The sequence below is a fragment of the Sphingomonas sp. BK069 genome, assembly GCF_014193405.1.
GTDB lineage: Bacteria > Pseudomonadota > Alphaproteobacteria > Sphingomonadales > Sphingomonadaceae > Sphingomonas.
The window spans coordinates 65055-84333 of the sequence record NZ_JACHZH010000007.1; the positions used below are offsets into that span (position 1 = coordinate 65055).

Here is a 19279-nt window from a genome sequence, read left to right on the forward strand (position 1 = left end):
GGGGTGCGCGGCGGGGTGGATCCTGAGACAAGCTCAGGATGACGCCAGCTTGGTGAGGGAGGTAGCGCCAAGGTTCCTCCTGTTCCGTGCCCCGGCGAAGGCGGGGCCCCAGGTGGGAAGGCTGGCGTGGCTCCGATCGACGTCATCCAGCGAGGCTTCGGCCTTCGCCGGGGCACGACGCGGGAACGCCCTATCGCCGCGACCGCGTTGACCGCACCTGGTCTCACCTGATATCGTCTCACCCGATACCATAACGAGGCCGATCATGCAGCATATCGACGTCAATCCGATGGGCCTCGACGGCTTCGAGTTCTGCGAGTTCACCGCGCCCGACGCGGACGCGCTGGCGGCGCAGTTCGAGGCGCTCGGCTTCGTCGCCACCGCGACCCATCCCACGCGCGCGCTGACGCGCTATCAGCAGGGTCGCATCACGCTGCTGATCAACCGCGAGGCGAGCGGCCACGCCGCCGACTTCCGCGCCGCGCACGGCCCGTCGGCGAGCGCGATGGCGTTCCGCGTCCACGACGCGCGCGCCGCCTATGACGCCGCGATCGCGCGCGGCGCCAAACCGGCGCCGGCGGGCCAGGCGCTCGACGAGCTCCCCGCGCTGGAGGGGATCGGCGGCTCGCTGCTGTACCTCGTCGACCGCCACGGCGCGGCGGGCTCGATCTACGACGGCTGGGACCAGGTCCCCGGCGCCGCCGCGGCGATGGCGGCGAACGACGTCGGGCTCGACCTGCTCGACCATCTCACCCACAATGTCCGTCGTGGGCAGATGCGGGTCTGGGCCGAGTTCTACGGCCAGATCTTCGGCTTTGAGGAGCAGAAGTACTTCGACATCAAGGGCAAGGCGACCGGGCTGTTCAGCCAGGCGATGATCGCGCCCGATCGCGCGATCCGCATCCCGCTTAACGAGAGCCAGGACGACAAAAGCCAGATCGAGGAGTTCATCCGCGATTACAACGGCGAGGGCATCCAGCATCTCGCGCTCACCACCGACGACATCTACGCGACGGTCGAGAAGCTGCGTGCGCGCGGCGTGAAGCTGCAGGACACGATCGAGACCTATTACGAGCTGGTCGACCAGCGCGTGCCGAACCACGGCGAGGACCTCGAGCGGCTGCGCAAGAACCGCATCCTGATCGACGGCAACGTCGGCGAGGAGGGGCTGCTGCTCCAGATCTTCACCGAGACGATGGTGGGGCCGATCTTCTTCGAGATCATCCAGCGCAAGGGCAACCAGGGCTTCGGCAACGGCAATTTCCAGGCGCTGTACGAGTCGATCGAGCTCGACCAGATCCGCCGCGGGGTGATCACCGTGGACGCGTGAGCGCGAGCACCGCGCGGGTGGCGGCAGGCGGCAGGCGGGCAACGAACTGGCGAGCAACGGAAAGGCCCCCTGCATCGTCGCCACGACCCATCTCTCTTCCGTCATCCCCACGAGGGCGGGAATCCAGACGCGCTGACGTGGCCCCTCTTACACCGATGTCAGCGTTTATGGATCCCCGCCTCCGCGGGGATGACGGAGAAAGTGGGGGATGACGGAGAAAAGGGGAAGACGACGGTGGAAGGCGAGATGACGGTGCAAAGAGGAACATCGTGATCGAGCGACGAAGGATGCTGAAGGCCGAGCCGTGCGCCATGACCAACGTCGTCGACGGCGATCGGCCCCGCCCATCACGCGGCGACCAAGTTCGACAGGAGAGCGGCGCATGAGCGACTACATTCCCGGCTTCGGCAATCACGTCTCGACCGAGGCGGTGCCCGGCGCGCTGCCGATCGGGCGCAACTCGCCGCAGAAGCCCGCCTTCGGCCTCTATGCCGAGCAGCTCTCCGGCACCGCCTTCACCGCGCCGCGCCATGAGAACCGCCGCTCCTGGCTGTACCGGCTTCGCCCCACCGCCGAGCACCCGCCCTATCAGCGCTACCATGGCGCGGCACTGTTCGCCGCCGGCACCGAGGCCGCGCCGCTCGCGCCCAACCGGCTGCGCTGGGACCCGCTCCCCGCCCCCGACGCACCGACCGACCTCGTCGACGGCATGATGACGATGCTCGCCAACCGCGACCCCGCCGAGCTGGAGGGGGTCGCGCTCCACGTCTATGCCGCGAACCGCGACATGACCGACCGCGTCTTCATGGACTCGGATGGCGAGCTGCTGTTCATCCCGCAGAGCGGGCGGCTGCGGCTCGACACCGAGCTCGGCCGCGTCGAGGTCGCGCCCGGGCAGGTCGCGCTGGTACCGCGCGGGGTGCGTTTCCGCGCGATGCTGCCCGACGGCCGGGCCAGCGGCTATGTCGCGGAGAATCACGGCGCCCTCTTCCGCCTGCCCGATCTCGGCCCGATCGGTGCCAACGGCCTCGCCAACCCGCGCGACGTCGAGACGCCGGTGGCGCGCTACGAGGACGAGGATCGGCCGACCGAGGTGGTGCAGAAGTTCCTCGGCACGTTGTGGACCACCACGCTCGACCACAGCCCGCTCGACGTGGTGGCATGGCACGGCAACCTCGCGCCCTGGCGCTACGACCTCGCGCGGTTCATGACGATCAACACGGTCAGCTTCGACCATCCCGATCCGTCGATCTTCACCGTCCTCACCAGCCCGAGCGACGTGCCCGGCCGCGCCAACGCCGACTTCGTGATCTTCCCGCCGCGCTGGATGGTGGCGGAGGACACGTTCCGCCCGCCATGGTTCCACCGCAACGTGATGAGCGAGGCGATGGGGCTGATCACCGGCGCCTATGACGCCAAGGCGGAGGGCTTCCGGCCCGGCGGCGTCTCACTCCACAACATGATGGCGGGCCACGGCCCCGATCTGGCGAGCTGGCGCGGCGCCTCCGAGGCCGACCTCAGGCCGCACAGGATCGAGGGCACGATGGCGTTCATGCTGGAGAGCTGCTGGCCCTACCGTCCGACGTCGCACGCGCTGGCGCACGCGCAGCTCGACTATGACGCGGTGTGGAAGGACTTCCCCAAGGCGCAGGTGCCGCCGCGCGGATGAGCGAGGGAGCGCCAGCGGGCGCGCGCGTAGAGGCGACGCCGCCGGGGGTGACGCTCGCGCCGCTCACCGCGATCAAGGACGGCGCCGCGCGCAACTTCGTGCTCCAGCTGCGCGCGGGGCGGTTCCACGGCTTCGTGGTGCGACGCGGCGACGCGGTGTTCGGCTATGTCGACCGTTGCCCGCATGCCGGGCTGCCGCTGGCGCAGCGGCTCGACGATTATGTCGCCGCGGGACACGTGCGCTGTGCGTGGCACGGCGCGCTGTTCGGCGTGGAGGACGGCGTCTGCGTCGCGGGGCCGTGCGTGGGCGCGCGGCTGGCCACCTGGCCGGTGACGGTGCGCGACGGGATGATCGTGACGGGGTGAGGCGTGCGCGGAGGGGGATTGCTCTTCCTCCCCTTCAGGGGAGAGTCGGGGGGCGTCGCCGCGAGCGACCGTCCGCGGGTAGGCCCCACCTCCAGCCCTTCCCCTGAAGGGAAGGGGAGCGTGAAAATGGGTCCTGTCCGAGGACACGGCGCGAGGATTGCGTCACCTGCTCCTCGGAGAACCGCCTCACCCCCCGCGGAAGCGCAGCCCCAGCCATAAGGTCCGCGGCGCCGCACGCTCGACCACGTCGGCGCCGCTGATCCCGGCCTCGACACGCTCGTCGAAGAGGTTCTCCGCGCGCGCCTCCACCGCGATCGCCCGCGTCAGCGGCAGCGCGAGATAGCCGTCGAGCGTGGTCGCCGGCGCCAGCGCGCGCAGGTTCTGGTCGTCCTCGAACTGGCGCGCGACATGGCGTAGTGTCGCCGACGCGGCGAGCCGGTCGCGCCGCCAGCCGAGCGTCGCGGAAAGCTGGTCGAGCGGCGTCTGTGCCGGGCGCAGCCCGTCGAGCGCGGCCGCTGCGCCGCTCGCCGACACGCGCGGGTCGACGTGGCTCCATGAGCCCGAGGCGGTCACCTCACCGAGCGTCCAGCGCGCGTCGAGCTCCACCCCGCGCGAGCGGATCGAGTCGAGGTTCTGGCGCACGCGATACGCTCCCGCGACGAAGCCGACCCCGGGGAAGGTCCCCGGGCCGTTGCCGGCGGTGACGTTGGCGATGGCGTCGTCGAGCCGGTTCCAGAAGACGGTGGCGGTCAGCGCCACGCCGCCGAGCGGCGTCACCGTCACGCCGCCGTCGACGCCGGTGAGCGTCTCGGGCGACAGCGCGGCATTGGCCGCGGTGGCGTCGGCGCCGACGCGGAACGGGCGGTAGAGTTCGTTGAGCGTCGGCAGCCGCCAGCCACGATAGCCCGCCGCGCGGAACGTCACCGCGCTCACCGGCGCCCAGGCGGCGCCGACGCGCCCGGTGGCCTCGCTGCCGCTGCGGTCGGCGAAGCGCGCGTCGGTCAGCGCCGCGCCCGCCGCCAGCGGGGTCTCGCGCAGGAAGCCATTGTCGATCGTCCACCAGTCGACCCGCCCGCCAGCGGTGAGCGTCAGCGTGCCGAGCGTCGCGCTGGCGTCGGCGAAGGCGCCGAGCGTGCGCTGGTCGCCGCCGGCGACGCGGCGGCGCGTCGGCGCGGCGTTGACGAAGGTGTACAGCTCCTGCGTCCGCCCGCTGACGTCGCGCCACTCCGCGCCGAGCCGCAGCTCGCGCCCCTCGCCCACCGGCGGCACGATCTCGAGCCGCGCGCCGGTGCCGGTCGCGGGCGTATTATATTGGTTGAGCGTCTCGGTGGCGCGGGTGCGCGCGGCGTCGACGCTGGCGAAGCGCGAGGCAAAGGCGCGCGTCTGGAGATAGGCCAGCGCGGTGAAGCCCCATCGCCCACGCCCGACCAGGCGCAGGCTGGCGTCGGCGCCCTCGCTGCGATTGTCGGTGAAGGCGGTGCCGCGCTCGCGCGTGTCGGTGAAGGCGGAGACATTGGCCTGGAGCTCGATCGCGGGCGCCACCGCGATCACGCCGCGCACCGCACCGGAGGCCTGCTCATAGGGCGCGGGCCGGTCGGCCGCTCCGCGGTCTTCGCGTACCGTCGGGGTGAAGCCATCGCCGCGCTGGTACGCGCCCGAGATCGTGGCGAAGCCCACGCCGCTGGTGAGCGTCGCCGAGGCGTTGGCGTCGACTGAATCGCGGCTGCCATAAGCGACCGACGCCATCACCGGGGCGAGCTGGCGCGGGTCGCCGCTCTCCAGCTCGACCGTGCCCGCCAGCGCCCCCGCGCCGAGATAGCCGCTGCCCCCGCCGCGCGTCACGCGCACGCGGCCGAGCCGGTCGGTGGCATAGGCCGGGAACGGCACCCAGCCGCCGAACGGGTCGGTCTGCGGCACGCCGTCGAGCAGCAGCAAGGCGCGGCTCGAGGCGTTACCGCCGATCCCGCGCAGGCTGATCCCTTGGCTGGTCGGGTTGGCCGAGCGCGAGTCGGAGCGGCGGAACTGCTGGAGACCGGCGACGTCGGCGAGCACGCTCTCGAGCCGGTAGCTGGCGTTGGCGCGGAGCCGGTCCTGGTCGATCGTGACGATCGAGAAGGCGCGGTCGCCGGCGCGCTCGTCGAGCCCGCGACCGGTAACGACCACGTCGGGAGTAGCGTCGGCGGGGGCATCCTGCGCCGCGGCCGGGGCGGAGGCGAGAAAGGCGGCGGGGATCAGGAGCTTGCGCATGGGCGCCGGACGTAGCGGAGCAAGCAGTGGGGCGCGAGGGCGTATTGGTTGATCGGGATCGTTCGGCGGCAGGGTCTCGCGGTGGCCGGTTAACACCCGCGGCCGCTTCCGTAACGAATATAATACAACATATTGGGACAGTTCTTTGACCTTTCGTCCCGCCGCCCTCCTCTCCTCCGCCCTGCTCGTCGTCACTCCCGCCACCGCCGAAACTGCCGTCGAGCCGCCGGCAGTGATCGACGCCGAGCGCGACGACTCCGAGGATGCCCCCGCCGGCGACATCGTCGTCCTCGGCACGCGCCGCGCGCCCGCCGACGCGGCGCTCTCCTCCGGCGCCGCGACCGAGCGGCTGTCGCCCGCCAGCCGCGCGATCGAGCGCGACCTGCTCACCGCGGCGGGCACCTACCGCCTGTCCGACGCGCTGGAGCTGGTCAGCGGCGTCAGCCAGCAGAACAACTGCGGCGGCGTGATGGACAATTTCGCGATCCGGGGTTTCCTCGGCACGCCCGACGGCGGCGCCGAATATTACGTCGACGGCTTCCTCGCCAACCGCGGCATGGCGCCGCCCCGCGATCCCGCCACTACCGAGCGGGTCGAACTGCTCAAGGGCCCGGCCGGCGCGCTGTTCGGCGACATCGATCCCGCGGGTCGCGTCATCCTCGTCAGCAAGACACCGGCGTTCTCCCCGGCCGCCTCCGCCACCTTCGGGGTGGGCTCGTTTCGAGCGCGACTATGTCGTGCTGCCGGCCTATGTGAAGGCCAAGGCGGCGGCGGAATATGCGTTGTCGCCGCGGTGGAGCGTGCGCGCCGAGGCGGACAATCTGTTAGACGCACGCTACGCGCCCAGCTCGTACAGCCGCGTGTGGATCTACCCCGGCGCGCCGCGCACCGTCCGTGTGGCGCTACGCATCACGGGGTGAGATCGAGGTACGTCTACGCCTCCTCGCGCTCCAGCAGCCACGCCACGATCCGCTCGGCCGCGGCTTCGGCGCTCTCCGCCGCGGTGTCGACGCGCAGCTCGGGCGCCTCGGGCGGCTCATAGGGACTGTCGATCCCGGTGAAGTTGGCCAGCTGGCCGGCGCGCGCCTTGGCGTAGAGCCCCTTGACGTCGCGCGCCTCCGCCGCCGCCAGCGACGTGTCGACATGGACCTCGACGAACTCGCCCTCCGGCAGCATCGCGCGCACCATGTCGCGCTCGGCGCGGAACGGCGAGATGAAGGCGGTCAGCACGATCAGCCCGGCGTCGGTCATCAGCCGTGCCACCTCGCCGATGCGGCGGATGTTCTCCACCCGGTCGGCGTCGGTGAAGCCGAGGTCGCGGTTGAGCCCGTGGCGCACATTGTCGCCGTCGAGCAGGAAGGTGTGGCGGTTCATCCGCGCCAGCCGCTTCTCGACGAGATTGGCGATGGTCGACTTGCCCGCCCCGGACAGGCCGGTGAACCACAGCACCGCGGGGCGCTGGTTCTTGAGCGCCGCGCGCTTCTCGCGCGTCACGTCGGTCGGCTGGCGGTGGACGTTGCTGGCGCGGCGCAGCGCGAAGCGGATCATCCCCGCCGCGACGGTGGCGTTGGTGGCCTTGTCGATCAGGATGAAGCCGCCCAGCTCGCGGCTCTGCTCGTAGGGCTGGAACACGATCGGCCGGTCGAGCGACAAGGTCGCCACGCCGATCGCGTTGAGCTCGAGCGTGCGCGCCGCGGTCTGCTCCAGCGTGTTGACGTTGACCTGGTATTTGGGCTGGCGCAGCACCGCCGAGGCGGCCTGCGTGGCGAGCTGGAAGGCGTAGCTGCGTCCCGGCAGCATCGCCTCCTCCGCCATCCACACCAGCGTCGCCTCGAACTGGTCCGCCACTTCGGGGGGATCGTCCGCGGCGGCGATGACGTCGCCGCGCGAGCAGTCGACCTCGTCAGCGAGCGTCAGCGTCACCGCCTCGCCCGCCTCGGCGCGGTCGCGGTCTCCGCCCAGCGCGACGATGCGCTTGACCGTGGTGGTGCGCCCCGACGGGACGATCCGCACCGCGTCGCCGGGGCGCACCGCGCCGCCCGCGATCGTGCCCGCGAAGCCGCGGAAGTCGAGGTCGGGGCGGTTGACCCATTGCACCGGCAGGCGGAACGGCGCGCGCGCGGCGCGGTCGGCGTCGACCGGCACCTGCTCGAGGTGCTCGATCAGCGTCGGGCCGTCATACCAATCCATGTGCGTGCTGCGCGTCGCAATATTGTCGCCGCCCAGCCCCGAGACCGGGATGGCGCGAAAATCGGTGATGCCGATCTCGCTGGCGAAGGCGCGATACGCCAGGCGGATGCGGTCGAACGCGCCCTGGTCGTAATGGACCAGGTCCATCTTGTTGATCGCCAGCACGACGTGGCGGATGCCGAGCAGCTGCGCGAGATAGGAGTGGCGCCGCGTCTGCGTCAGCACGCCCTTGCGCGCGTCGACCAGGATCACAGCGAGATCGGCGGTGGAGGCGCCGGTGACCATGTTGCGCGTGTACTGCTCGTGTCCGGGCGTGTCGGCGACGATGAACTTGCGCGTTTCGGTGGCGAAGAAGCGATAGGCGACGTCGATCGTGATGCCCTGCTCGCGCTCGGCGGCGAGCCCGTCCACCAGCAGCGCGAAGTCGATGTTGCCGCCCTGCGTGCCGACCCGGCGAGAATCGTCCTCGAGCGCGGCGAGCTGGTCCTCGAAGACGTGCTTGCTGTCGTACAGCAGCCGGCCGATCAGCGTCGACTTGCCGTCGTCGACCGAGCCGCAGGTGAGGAAGCGCAGCAGCGACTTCTCCTCGTGCCGCGCGAGATAGGCGGCGACATCGGCGCGGATCAGCGCATCGGGCTGGTAGCTGGTCATGCGCGGGGTTCCGGTGAGCCTAAGATCCTCCCCGGCACGGGGAGGGGGACCGCCCGGCGAAGCCGGGTGGTGGAGGGGGGCCTCCGCAGGCGGTGGCCTACGAGAAGTAGAGACGGGCGCCGCGCTTGTTCACCTTTCCTTGCAGCGAGCGCTTCGTGGCGCCCCCCCTCCACCACCGCGCTTCGCGCGGCGCGCGGGCTTTGGCTTGCCCCCGGCAAGCCAAGATCGTGTCCGGGGGACACGATCTCGCCCGCACGCCCCCTCCCCGTTCCGGGGAAGATCTCGGCGTGCCCCATCAGAAATACCCCTGCTGCTTCTTCTGCTCCATGCTCGCGCCGGCGTCCTGGTCGATGGCGCGGCCCTGGCGCTCGCTGGTGGTGGTGAGCAGCATCTCGCGGATCACGTCGTGCAGCGTCGCCGCCTCGCTCTCCACCGCGCCGCTCAGCGGATAGCAGCCGAGCGTGCGGAAGCGGATCGAGCGCTCCACCGGCACCTCGCCCGGCGCCAGCGGGAAGCGCTCGTCGTCGACCATCAGCAGCAGCCCGTCGCGCTCGACCGTTGGGCGCGGCGCGGCGAAATAGAGCGGCACGATCTCGATCTTCTCGCGCGCGATATATTGCCACACGTCGAGCTCGGTCCAGTTGGAGATCGGGAAGACGCGCATGCTCTCGCCCTTGGCGTGGCGCGCATTGTAGAGCTGCCAGAGTTCGGGACGCTGCGCCTTCGGATCCCAGCGGTGGGTCGCGCTGCGGAACGAGAAGATGCGCTCCTTGGCGCGGCTCTTCTCCTCGTCGCGGCGCGCGCCGCCGAACGCGGCGTCGAAGCGGTGGAGGTCGAGCGCCTGCTTGAGCCCCTCGGTCTTCCACAATTCGGTGTGGAGCGCGCCGTGATCGAACGGGTTGATTCCGCGTGCCAGCGCCTCGGGGTTGCGGTGGACGATCAGCTCCATCCCCGCCTCGCGTGCGGCACGGTCGCGCAGCGCGTACATCGCCTGGAACTTCCACGTCGTGTCGACGTGGAGCAGCGGGAACGGCGGCGGCGCGGGATGGAAAGCCTTGCGCGCGAGATGGAGCATCACCGCGCTGTCCTTGCCGATCGAGTAGAGCATCACCGGCCGCTCCGCGACCGCGACCACCTCGCGCAGGATATGGATGCTCTCGGCCTCGAGCCGGTCGAGGTGGGTCAGCGTCATCGTCGGGCGGCTCTCAGCGGAGGTAAGGGCGCAGCGGCGCGGGCTGATAGCCGCCGGTGGCGACGAAGCCGGCGTTGCGATAGCCCGGCTTGCCGTAGGTGAAGGGCGCGCCGTCGACGTCGAGCGTGCGCCCGCCCGCGGCGCGCAGCACCGCGTCGCCCGCGGCGGTGTCCCATTCCATCGTCGGCCCGGTGCGCGGATAGACGTCGGCCTCGCCGCACGCCACCAGCGCGAACTTGAGGCTGGAGCCCACCGCGACGCGCTCGCTCACCCCGCCGGCGTCGAGCCACTCGTCGAGCCCCGGCATGGCGTGGCTCTTGGACGCCACCGCGCAGGGCTTGCCGCCGCAGCGGCGGACGCGGATCGGCTGTGCCGCGCCGCGGTCGCCGCCCGGCGCGCGCGTCGCGGTCCAGGCGGCGCCCTGCGCGACGTCGCCCCAGTAGAGCGTGTCGCGCGCGGGAGCATAGACCACGCCCATCGTCGGCACGCCGCGCTCGACCAGCGCGATATTGACCGTGAAGTCGTCGCCGCGGCGGACGAACTCCTTGGTGCCGTCGAGCGGGTCGACCAGGAAGAAGGCGTCCGCCACCGCGGGGATGTCGCCGGCCGCGGCCTGCTCCTCGGCCACCACCGGGATGGCGGGGGCGACGGTCGCGAGCCCGGCGAGGATCGCTGCCTCGGCGTCACGGTCGGCGGCGGTGACGGGGCTCTCGTCGCTCTTGTGCATTACCGCGCAGCCGGCGGTGAAGTGACGCCATACGATATCGCCCCCCGCCTCGGCGAGCGCGACGATCGCGGCGAGCAGCGCGGGACGGTCGGTGATGTCGGTCATGGGCGCCTTATGTGGCGTGGCGCGCGCGCCGCGACCAGCAAGAATAAGCGCGATCCTCCGCAAGTTGGGGTTGGGCGCGCGCGATAGGGCGGGCGGGGTACGCCGTTTGGGAAGTCACGCGCGTGACGGCGCGCGATCTCTCTTCGCGCCAGAGGGTTAGGTCGATTACGCCGATCTGAGAGCTATTCTCAGGAGCGCGCCCCCCCTGAACCCGCGCCCGCCCTAAAATGAGACTGAGTGGGACGAGGCACCGCCGCTCCCGCTCGATGTCACACCCTTCTCGCAACGAAGGCGCACGTGAAGCACAGCATGATGATCGTTATGGCAGCGGCCCTGTCCCTGGCGGCGACGCCGGCCATGGCAAGTATCTCCGCCAGCTATGGTTCGGATGTTAGCACACCGCCCATCGGAGATTCGAACGACGATTTCGATACCGAGACCACCAGCGCGCCAAGTGGCGTGCCAAGCAGTGGCTCCATTGATCACGTGACTTGGTCCATTGGAAATTACGGACTAAGCAGCGACTCAATCAAAGCGAAGCTTTGCAGCAAAGACAACGGGCAGGAGCAGTGCTCTCCATATAACACTGGGTATAAGGGAAATACCAGCGTTTTCGCCGGATGGAGACCAACAACGAAGTTCTACCTTAAGATACAGATAGTGACCGACACCCATCAGCGTTTTCAGACTAACTACACATCCAGACAAAGTACTCACATTGAAATCTACTACTGATCTATTCTGTTATATCATGCCGCGGGATGGTTATTTCCCGCGGCATGACATTCCCTAAGGAAAGTAAGGAAGAGTTTTCGATGCAAATTATGCCTCTTTCGCTCCGACTTTACGACACCTCACATCAAAAAACCAATCTGATAGTTGCGCCCGTCGTGCTCGCACGTCAGAGAGAAGATGCCGCTTCGGCAGCGAGAAACCTCACAACCCCCGTGGAGGAACGCGCGGGGCGGCTCGGCAATCTGCTGATCCCCCAGGACGCGCCCCGGCTCCTGCGCTTTCTCGATATCGATGTCCCCACTGGCACCAACCCGCCTCTCACCGAAGAGCAGTGGATGGCGAAACACATGAAAGCAGCCATCTCTCACCCCCTGCAGCCCACTGGGCGCGGCTTTCTCAACGGCTTCACTCAGGACGATATCGACACGATCAAGGCGGCCACCGGCTACAATTTCGTCGTCATGGATGGAACAACCACGGTCCTCGACGATGACGGCAACCCACCGCCTTATGAAGTCTCTAAGATAATAATGAAGTTGGCCGACCGCATCGAGACCGATCGTTCGCTCGGCCTTCTGGTCGGCGACATCACCGAGAGCTACTTGCGCGGCGTGTTCAAGGATTTCGAGAAGAACGGCAAACCGTTCCCCGAGGAGTGGCTGAAATGCGGGCTGGCGCATGTCCGCGAGCGCGACACGCACCGCCCCGCCGCGGTGCGCCGCTCGATCTCGGTGTGATCACGGCAGCGGCCGAACGGCCCACCGCTGCATGACCCTGGTCTCCCGCGCACGCGGGAGACCAGGGTCATGGACATATCGATCCGTTGTTCATCATGGCTCTGGGTTCCCGCGTGCGCGGGAACACGATGAAGGGGGTCGATGTCGTGCGCGCGCTCACATGCACGACCCATGCGAAGTGGCCGACTTTTGCCCTCCTCGGCTGCCCGCAGCCTCGCCTCGCCGCTATCGCCCCCGCCGGAACGAGCCGCGCGCCACCACCACGCCGACGACGAGCAGCAGCAGCGGCGCCAGCCACAGCGGCAGCGTCGCGCGCGACACCGGCGGGTCGTAGCTGACGTAGTCGCCGTAGCGTGCGATCAGCCAGTCGCGCACCGCGCGCGGCGACTCCCCGGAAGCGACACGCTGGCGCACCAGCGCCCGCATCTCGCCCGCCATGTCGGCGTCGCTGTCCGCGATCGACTGGCCCTGGCAGACGAGGCAGCGCAGCGTCTCCATCAGCGCGCGCGCCTGGCGCTCCTGCTCGGGGTCGCGCAGCTGGGTGTAAGCCAACGGGGGCAGCGCGGTCTGTGCCACCGCCGGCACCGCGCACCACAGCGCCAGCAGCGCCGCGCCGCGCCTCACCGCGCCGTCCCCGCGCCCGGCGTCCGCGCCGCGGCGAGCGCCTGGAGCAGCTCGGGCACGTCCTCGGGCCGGATGTCGCCGACGTGCTGGAGCCGGATGATACCCCGCCCGTCGACCACGAAGGTCTCGGGCACGCCCGACGAGCCGAGCGCGAGCTGGAGCCGGCTGTGCGGGTCGCTGCCGACGCTGGCATAGGGGTCGCCGTGGCGCTGGAGGAAGGCGGCGACGTCGGCGGGCGTGTCCTTGATCGCCACCGCGTCGATCGGCACGCCCGCGGCCTTGAGCGTCAGCAGCTGCGGCGCCTCCGCCACGCAGGGCACGCACCAGCTGGCGAACACGTTGAGCAGCCGCGGCGCGCCGCGCCGGAAGTCGGCGTCGGTCACCCCCGGCTTGCCCGGCGCGATCGCGGGCAGCGTGAACGCGGGCAGCGGCTTGCCGACCATCGCCGAGTAGACGGTGCGGTCGGCCGGGAGGAACAGGCCCCACAGCACCACCGCCAGCACGATGCCGAAGGCGCAGAGCGGCAGCCACAGCAGCCAGCGCGCGTGGCGCGGGCCGGCGCCGGCGCCGGCAGCCGGATCGACGCCCACGCTCACGCCGCGCCCCAGGCGGCGCTCTCGGCGAGCGCGTCGGCGCGGCGGCGCTGGTGCCACAGCCGCCACTGGTGCCCTACCAGCGCGAGCGCGCCGCCCAGCGCGATCAGGAAGCCGCCGAACCAGATCAGCGTCACCATTGGCTTCCACCACAGCCGCAGCTGCCAGCGCCCGTCCTCGCCGAGCGTGCCGAGCACCGCGTAGAGCTGCCCGTCCCAGCGCGTCAGGATCGCGCTCTCATTGGTGGTGGTCACCGGCGTGGTGAAATAGCGCACCTGCGGGTGCAGCACCGCGATCGCTTCGTCGTCGAGCGTGACGTTCAGCCGGCCCTCCAGCGCGGTCCAATTGTCCCCCACCAGCGGGCGCACGCCTGCCAGCCGCACGGTGAAGCCCGCCACGCGCGCCGGGTCGCCCGTACCGACGGCGACCAGTCGCTCCTGCGTATAGGCGGTGCTCGCCGCCATGCCGATCAGCGACACCGCGACGCCGAGATGCGCCACCACCATGCCCCAGAGCTGGAGCGGGGCGCGGCGCAGGTTGCGCTTCGCCAGCGGCGCGACGCTCGCCACCGCCAGCCCGACGCCGAGCGCGATGCCGAGCAGCGGCAGCGGCGCGATCGGGCCGCCCAGCACGAAGGCGCCGACTCCCGCGAACAGGGTGGCGGCGATCGCGGGGAACAGCCGCTGCGCCACCTCGCCGGGGTCGTCGCGGCGCCAGCGCATCACCGGCCCGGCGGCGAGCACCGCGACGAGCAGCAGCGCCACCGGCCCCGCGGTCGAATCGAAGAAGGGCGGCCCGACCGAGAGCTGCACCCCCATCGCCGCGGCGACGATCGGGTAGAAGGTGCCGATCAGCACGATGCCGAGGATGACGGTGAGCAGCAGGTTGTTCGCCACCAGCGAGCCCTCGCGGCTGACCGCCTCGAAGAGCTTGCCCTGCCGTACCGTGCCGATCCGTAGCCCGAACAGCAGCAGCGCGCCGCCGATATAGATCACCAGCAGCGCCAGGATGAACGCGCCGCGGCGCGGGTCGACCGCGAAGGCGTGGACGCTGGTGAGGATGCCCGATCGCACCAGGAAGGTGCCGATCATGCTCATCGAGAAGGCCACCACCGCGAGCATAACGGTCCAGGCGCGCAGCCCGTCGCGCGTCGCCAGCACGCTCACCGAGTGGAGCAGCGCGGTCGCGGCGAGCCACGGCATGAGGCTGGCGTTCTCGACCGGGTCCCAGAACCACCAGCCGCCCCAGCCGAGCTCGTAATAGGCCCAATAGCTGCCCGCGGTGATGCCGAGCGTCAGGAAGATCCAGGCGCCGAGCACCCAGGGGCGCATCGCGCGCGCGAAGGCGGCGCCGACGTCGCGCGTCACCAGCGCGCCCACCGCGAAGGAGAAGGCGACCGAGAGGCCGACGTAGCCGGCGTAGAGCGTCGGCGGGTGGAAGGCGAGCCCGGGGTCCTGCAGCAGCGGGTTGAGCCCGGCGCCGTCGGCAGGCGCGGGGTCGAGCCGCGCGAAGGGGTTGGAGGCGAACAGCAGGAAGGCGTAGAAGCCAAGCGCGATCGTCGCCTGCGCGGCCAGCGTCGCCACCAGCGTGTCGGCGCGGAGGCGGTGCTCCAGCCGCGCCACCGCCGCGCCGGCGAGCCCGAGGATGGTCACCCACAGCAACATCGAACCCTCGTGGTTCCCCCACGCGCCCGCGAACTTGTAGAGCGTCGGCTTCATCGAGTGGCTGTTGGCGGCGACCAGCGCGACCGACATGTCCGAGGCGAGGAAGGCGGCGATCAGCGCCGCCATCGCGATCAGGGCGAGCACGCCCTGAACGGTGGCGACCGCTCGGACAGTGGGCGCCGCGCGCGCGGCGTCCGCACCCCGCTTGAGCGCGAGCGCGCCGAGGACGAGCTGCGCCAGCGCGAGCGCGGCGGCGAGCCAGAGCGCGACGAGGCCGGTCTCGGCGGTCATGCTGGGAAAGACACGGGCGACACGTGCAGGGCTTTAGCGGCCCGGCGGCGGAGCGTCGAGGCGGATCGGGCAGCTTCTCCGCATGGGCGCGTCGCGCTCGAACAGCTGGTCGTCCGCGTTCCGCAGCGACGGCGGCCAGCGCGCGTCCCTCAGCATCACCGGCCGTAGAACCTCGGGGCGACGGGTCGAAGTAGCGGAACGGGCTGGCTGGCTGGCTCGGACGGGCGAGGCATGCCCCCCCTCACCGCGGCGGTGATCACGGCCGCGGTGAGGTCCGCCACGGCCGGCCGCCAGTCCCTCCTTTACCCTGCCAGCAGGGTTTGGGTGAAGCGCTGCGCGTCACCCGCCAGCAGCGATAGCGTGCGGTCGAGTGTGCGCGAGGCGTCGCGGAAACGCTCTACCGCGGCAAGGTTGCGCTGCACCGAGGTGCCGATCCGCTCGCTCGCCTCGGCCAACGACTGGCTGCGCTCACGCACCTCGCCGATCCGCGCATTGAGCTGGTCGATCGAGCGCGTTTGGCCGCGCGACATCAGCGCGACCCGCCCCGCCCCCTCGTCCATCCCGGCGATCAGCAGGCCCAGGCTGTCGGTGTTCGACACCATCGTGCCGATCGTGCCCTGCACCGCCTCGATCGTGCGGCGCACGTCGCTGGTGGAGGCGCCGGTGCGGCTCGACAGCGACTTGATCTCCGCCGCCACCACCGCGAAGCCGGTCCCCGCGCTGCCGGCGCGAGCCGCCTCGATCGTGGCGTTGAGCGCGAGCAGGTTGGTCTGCTGGGCGATCGCATCGATCACGTCGACGATCTGCTCGATCGTCGCTGCCTGCTGCTGCGATTGCGCCACAGCGGCCTGTGCACCCTGGGCGTGACGATTGATCGAGCGCGCGGCGCGGCTGGTCCCCTCCACCTCCTGGTCGATGTTCTCGAACGCGCCCGCGAGCGAGCGGGTCGCCTCGCTCGCCTCGCGCATCTCCTCGCTGAACTGGTGCGCGATCGTGTCGAGCTCGGTCGCGAGCGCGCGGTTGCCGCCTGCCGAGTCGGTGAGATCGCGCGCGCTGCGATCGAGGTGTGCCATCGCCGACTGCGCCTCGCGGATGGCCCCCGCCACCTGCTCTTCGAACGTCTGCGCCAGCGATCGCAGCGTCTCGCGGCGGTGCGCCTCGGCCGCGCGGGTCGCGCGCGCCACCTCCTCGCCACGGCGGCTCTCCTGGCGACGCGCCTCCTCGTGCAGCCGTGCGGTTTCGGCCGCCAGCCGCTCGGCCTCGCCGCGCTGCTGGTCGAAGCGCTGCAGCGCGGTCACCATCTGCCCCAGTTCGTCGCGTCGACGCAGCGCGGCGAGGTCCGGCGTGTCGCCGGCGAGCACCGCCTCCGTGACGGCGGCGATGCTCGTGATCGAGCGAACCGTCGAGCGGCTGATCACATAGGCCATCGCTACGCCGAGCGCCGCCGCGAGCGACGACACCAGCACGATCGCCAGCAGCGTCGCGCGGGTGGCGAAGACGGCGCTGGCCGCGCCCGCGTCGGCGCGCGCCACCCCCGAGCGGGTCATGGCACGGAGCCGCTGCTCGACCCGGCGTGCGTTCTCGCGGAACGGCGCCACCATCGCGGCGCTGCTAGCGAAGTCGATCTCCAGCATCGAGGTGATCACGCCCACGGTGGCGCGATACTCGCCGAGGTCGGCGAGCATGCCATCCAGCGCGGCGCGCTCGCCGGGGTGGCGCGCGCGGTAGCGCAGCAACGCGTCGCGCACGCCGTCGAGGTCGCGCTCCACCGCGGCGGCGCGAGTTGGCACGTCGGTGGCAGGAGCGGCGGCCTTGGCAATCAGCAACCGGTACAGCTCGGAGTCCGCCATCTCGAAGCGCAGCGCGACCGCGTTGAGCTGGCTCAGGTCGCGCATGTCGACCTGGACGATGCGGCTGACGCTGCGATCCGCCACCACCAGCGCGGTGGCGCTCAGCGCGGCGATCAGCGCGAACAGCACCAGCATCAGCAGCGGCGTCGCCGCGACCTTGGCGGTGATCGGCCGGTCGGCCAGCCGCGCGCGCCGCTCGACGCGGTCCGCCAGCGCGGAGAGCAGGGTCAGCATCGCGCCGGTGTCGCCTTCCGCCCGCTCACAGCGTCACGCGCAGGCCGCCGCGCACGCGGCGGTCGGCCGGAATCGGCGAGCCTGCCGCGCCGTCGGCCAGCGACAGGTTCTCGCCCGCGACGAACAGCTCGAAGGCGCTGCTCAGGCGGTAACCCGCGCGCGCGTCGAATGCGACCGCATCGTCGACCCGGTACAGGCGCAGCTGCTGCAGCGTCGAGAAGGCGAACTGCCGCGTCGCGGAGGTGTAGCGCGCCAGCGCGCTCGCGTACCAGCGGCCGCCGTCGTAGCCGAGCGCGACATTGGCCTTGTGGCGCGGCGTCGTCGCGCGCGGCGCGAGCGCGTAGGGGATCGGCTGCGTCGTGCCGGCGAGATCGCCGTCGGTGGCGGTCCAAGTGTAGTTGGCTCGCCAGTCGAGCGCGGCGACGCGGCCGCTCGCCTGCCACTCGGTGCCGTAGGTGGCATAGGCACCCACCGCCGCGAAGCGCGCCGCGAGTACCGGCGTCGGCGTCAGGAAGAGGTCGAGGTGGGGCTCCAGCCCGTCGCCCGGCGAGGCGATCGCGTCGTTGGTGCGCGTGTAGAAAGCGGTCGCCTCCAGCCGCGTCGCGCCGAGCGCGTGGGTATAGCCGAGCTCGCCGCTCCATACCGCCACCGGGCGGATGCGCGGCGAACCGGTGATCACGATCGGCACCGGCGTCGGCACCGCCAGCGGGAGGCGGAAGCCGAAGCTCACCAGCGAGGGCAGCTGGTAGCCGCGCCCGCCGTTCAGCCGCAGCCGGCCGTTCGCGCTGGTCTGCACCACCAGCGCGGCGTTGAAGCTGAAGCGGGTGAAGGCGCGGTCGAACGCGGCCGGATCGTCGAGCACCGGTTGCGCGATCGCGCCCGACTGGCCGAGCCACAGCCGATCGACCCGGGCCGCGCCGCTGAGGCCGACGCGATCGAGCGGGTGGAGGTCGAGCATCGCGTCGAGCGAGGCGACGTCATAGGCGATGGTCCGCGCGAACTGCGCCGGGCCACGCATCCGGCTGTTGCGATACTCGCCTCCGATGCGCAGCGTATCGTCGGTAGCGAGCCGGTAGAGCGCCGCGGCCTTCACCGCCACGAGGCGGTTCTCGAAGGGGGCGCTGACGCGGTTGACCCCGTCGCTGCCCTCCTCGCCATAGTCCGCGTTGAGCCAGTTGATATAGCCGTTGAGCGACGCGCCGCCCCAGGAGGTGTCGTGCGTCAGCCCGGCGTGGACATTGCTGCTGCGATAACGCTGGTTCGAGAGCAGCTGGCTCGGCAGATATTCGATCTGTTCGTTGCTGGCATAGCCGCCGCCGAGCACCGCCTCGGTCGCACCGCGGCGCGCGCTGAGCTCGCCCGCCACCTGGTCGGCGCTAACGTCCGCGATCGGCGTGGGCGCGAGCAGCCCGGCGGAGAGGCGACGCTCGTCCTCGCGCAGCCGCCCGGCGCTGACGCGCGCGCGCACGCTGCCGCCCAGCGGCAGCGACGCGGTGCCCGCCAGCCGCGAGAAGCCGTGGTCGCCCGCCGAGGCGGCGGCACGCACGCTCGCCGCCTCGCCGCCGCGCTTAGTGATGATGTTGACCACGCCGCTGGCCGCGTTGAAGCCGAACAGCGCCGCCGCGGGGCCGCGCACCAGCTCGATCTGCTGGATCTCCTCCAACTGCACGCCGAGCAGGTTCCAGTCGGTCAGGCCGTAATGGTCGAGATAGACCTGCCGCCCGTCGACCAGCACCAGCAGCCGCGCATTGTACGTCTGCACGCCGCCGCGCACCGCGACGTCGCTCTGCCCCGCGGTCCAACGGTTGACGTCGACCCCGGCATAGCCCTTGAGCAGCCCCGGCAGGTCGCGCGCGGGCGAGTGCGCGATCTGGTCCGCGGTGATGATCGTGACCGACGCGGCGACCTCGGAGGCGCGCTGCGGCTTGCCGATCACGCTGGTGGTGACGGGTTCGCCGACCATCGCCTCGAGCGCGGAATAGTCGACCGCCTGAGCGGTCGCCGGCGCCGCGGCCACGATCGGGGCGAGCGCGGCGCCGAGCACGAGCGCGCGGCGCAGCATGAGCGCGGTCACG

Annotated in this window: 15 protein-coding genes; 6 read left to right on the forward strand and 9 right to left on the reverse strand. The window is 71.0% G+C overall.

Going from position 1 to position 19279, the window contains the following annotated elements; all coding sequences use genetic code 11:
• Nucleotides 1-265 precede the first annotated feature (265 nt).
• From hppD to FHY02_RS18170, 3 genes are all read left to right on the forward strand, one after another.
• Nucleotides 266-1330 carry a 4-hydroxyphenylpyruvate dioxygenase gene (hppD, locus tag FHY02_RS18160; RefSeq protein WP_183924862.1) on the forward strand — a complete coding sequence of 355 codons (1065 nt, stop codon included), beginning with the start codon at nt 266-268 and terminating at the stop codon, nt 1328-1330.
• Nucleotides 1331-1712: 382 nt separating this feature from the next.
• Nucleotides 1713-2999 (forward strand): homogentisate 1,2-dioxygenase, encoded by a 1287-nt coding sequence (gene hmgA, locus FHY02_RS18165; RefSeq protein WP_183924864.1) that lies wholly within the window; start codon nt 1713-1715, stop codon nt 2997-2999.
• Entirely contained in the window at nt 2996-3364 is a 369-nt protein-coding gene (locus tag FHY02_RS18170; RefSeq protein WP_183924866.1) for a Rieske (2Fe-2S) protein, read from the forward strand. Before hmgA ends, FHY02_RS18170 begins: the two co-directional genes overlap by 4 nt.
• Nucleotides 3365-3550: 186 nt before the next feature.
• Here FHY02_RS18170 and FHY02_RS18175 read toward each other — a convergent pair whose 3' ends face one another.
• Entirely contained in the window at nt 3551-5611 is a 2061-nt protein-coding gene (locus tag FHY02_RS18175) for a TonB-dependent receptor (RefSeq protein WP_183924868.1), read from the reverse strand.
• Nucleotides 5612-5756: 145 nt separating this feature from the next.
• Here FHY02_RS18175 and FHY02_RS23110 point away from each other — a divergent pair, with 145 nt between their 5' ends.
• Complete coding sequence (locus tag FHY02_RS23110) at nt 5757-6653, forward strand: TonB-dependent receptor plug domain-containing protein (protein WP_260172983.1); 897 nt, start codon at nt 5757-5759, stop codon at nt 6651-6653.
• Here FHY02_RS23110 and cysN read toward each other — a convergent pair.
• The 3 genes from cysN to cysQ form a co-directional block, all read right to left on the reverse strand.
• A complete protein-coding gene (cysN, locus tag FHY02_RS18190; protein WP_183924870.1) occupies nt 6545-8452 on the reverse strand; it encodes a sulfate adenylyltransferase subunit CysN in 1908 nt (635 codons plus the stop codon). The two genes, FHY02_RS23110 and cysN, sit on opposite strands and share 109 nt — an antisense overlap.
• A 295-nt stretch (nt 8453-8747) precedes the next feature.
• Nucleotides 8748-9644 carry a sulfate adenylyltransferase subunit CysD gene (gene cysD / locus FHY02_RS18195; RefSeq protein WP_221198721.1) on the reverse strand — a complete coding sequence of 299 codons (897 nt, stop codon included), beginning with the start codon at nt 9642-9644 and terminating at the stop codon, nt 8748-8750.
• A 13-nt stretch (nt 9645-9657) separates the two neighbouring features.
• Nucleotides 9658-10476 carry a 3'(2'),5'-bisphosphate nucleotidase CysQ gene (gene cysQ, locus FHY02_RS18200; RefSeq protein ID WP_183924872.1) on the reverse strand — a complete coding sequence of 273 codons (819 nt, stop codon included), beginning with the start codon at nt 10474-10476 and terminating at the stop codon, nt 9658-9660.
• Between the two features lie 297 nt (nt 10477-10773).
• On the opposite strand from cysQ, the gene FHY02_RS18205 reads away from it, so the two are divergent.
• Nucleotides 10774-11211: a hypothetical protein gene (locus tag FHY02_RS18205; protein ID WP_183924874.1), complete on the forward strand. Its 438-nt coding sequence runs from the start codon at nt 10774-10776 to the stop codon at nt 11209-11211.
• A gap of 44 nt (nt 11212-11255) precedes the next feature.
• The gene (locus FHY02_RS18210; RefSeq protein WP_183924876.1) at nt 11256-11948 is read left to right on the forward strand and encodes a hypothetical protein; all 693 of its coding nucleotides are present in this window, start codon (nt 11256-11258) and stop codon (nt 11946-11948) included.
• A gap of 225 nt (nt 11949-12173) precedes the next feature.
• Here the strand turns inward: FHY02_RS18210 and FHY02_RS18215 are convergent, their stop codons facing one another.
• The 5 genes from FHY02_RS18215 to FHY02_RS18235 all read right to left on the reverse strand — a co-directional run bounded on the left by FHY02_RS18215 (nt 12174) and on the right by FHY02_RS18235 (nt 19278).
• Nucleotides 12174-12572 (reverse strand): cytochrome c-type biogenesis protein, encoded by a 399-nt coding sequence (locus FHY02_RS18215; RefSeq protein WP_183924878.1) that lies wholly within the window; start codon nt 12570-12572, stop codon nt 12174-12176.
• Nucleotides 12569-13168: a DsbE family thiol:disulfide interchange protein gene (locus tag FHY02_RS18220; protein ID WP_311731878.1), complete on the reverse strand. Its 600-nt coding sequence runs from the start codon at nt 13166-13168 to the stop codon at nt 12569-12571. Before FHY02_RS18220 ends, FHY02_RS18215 begins: the two co-directional genes overlap by 4 nt.
• The gene (locus FHY02_RS18225; protein WP_183924880.1) at nt 13165-15120 is read right to left on the reverse strand and encodes a heme lyase CcmF/NrfE family subunit; all 1956 of its coding nucleotides are present in this window, start codon (nt 15118-15120) and stop codon (nt 13165-13167) included. The genes FHY02_RS18220 and FHY02_RS18225 overlap by 4 nt, the downstream gene beginning before the upstream one ends.
• A gap of 302 nt (nt 15121-15422) precedes the next feature.
• Nucleotides 15423-17204 carry a methyl-accepting chemotaxis protein gene (locus FHY02_RS18230; protein WP_183924883.1) on the reverse strand — a complete coding sequence of 594 codons (1782 nt, stop codon included), beginning with the start codon at nt 17202-17204 and terminating at the stop codon, nt 15423-15425.
• Between the two features lie 25 nt (nt 17205-17229).
• Nucleotides 17230-19278 carry a TonB-dependent receptor domain-containing protein gene (locus tag FHY02_RS18235; RefSeq protein ID WP_183924885.1) on the reverse strand — a complete coding sequence of 683 codons (2049 nt, stop codon included), beginning with the start codon at nt 19276-19278 and terminating at the stop codon, nt 17230-17232.
• Nucleotide 19279 lies beyond the last annotated feature (1 nt).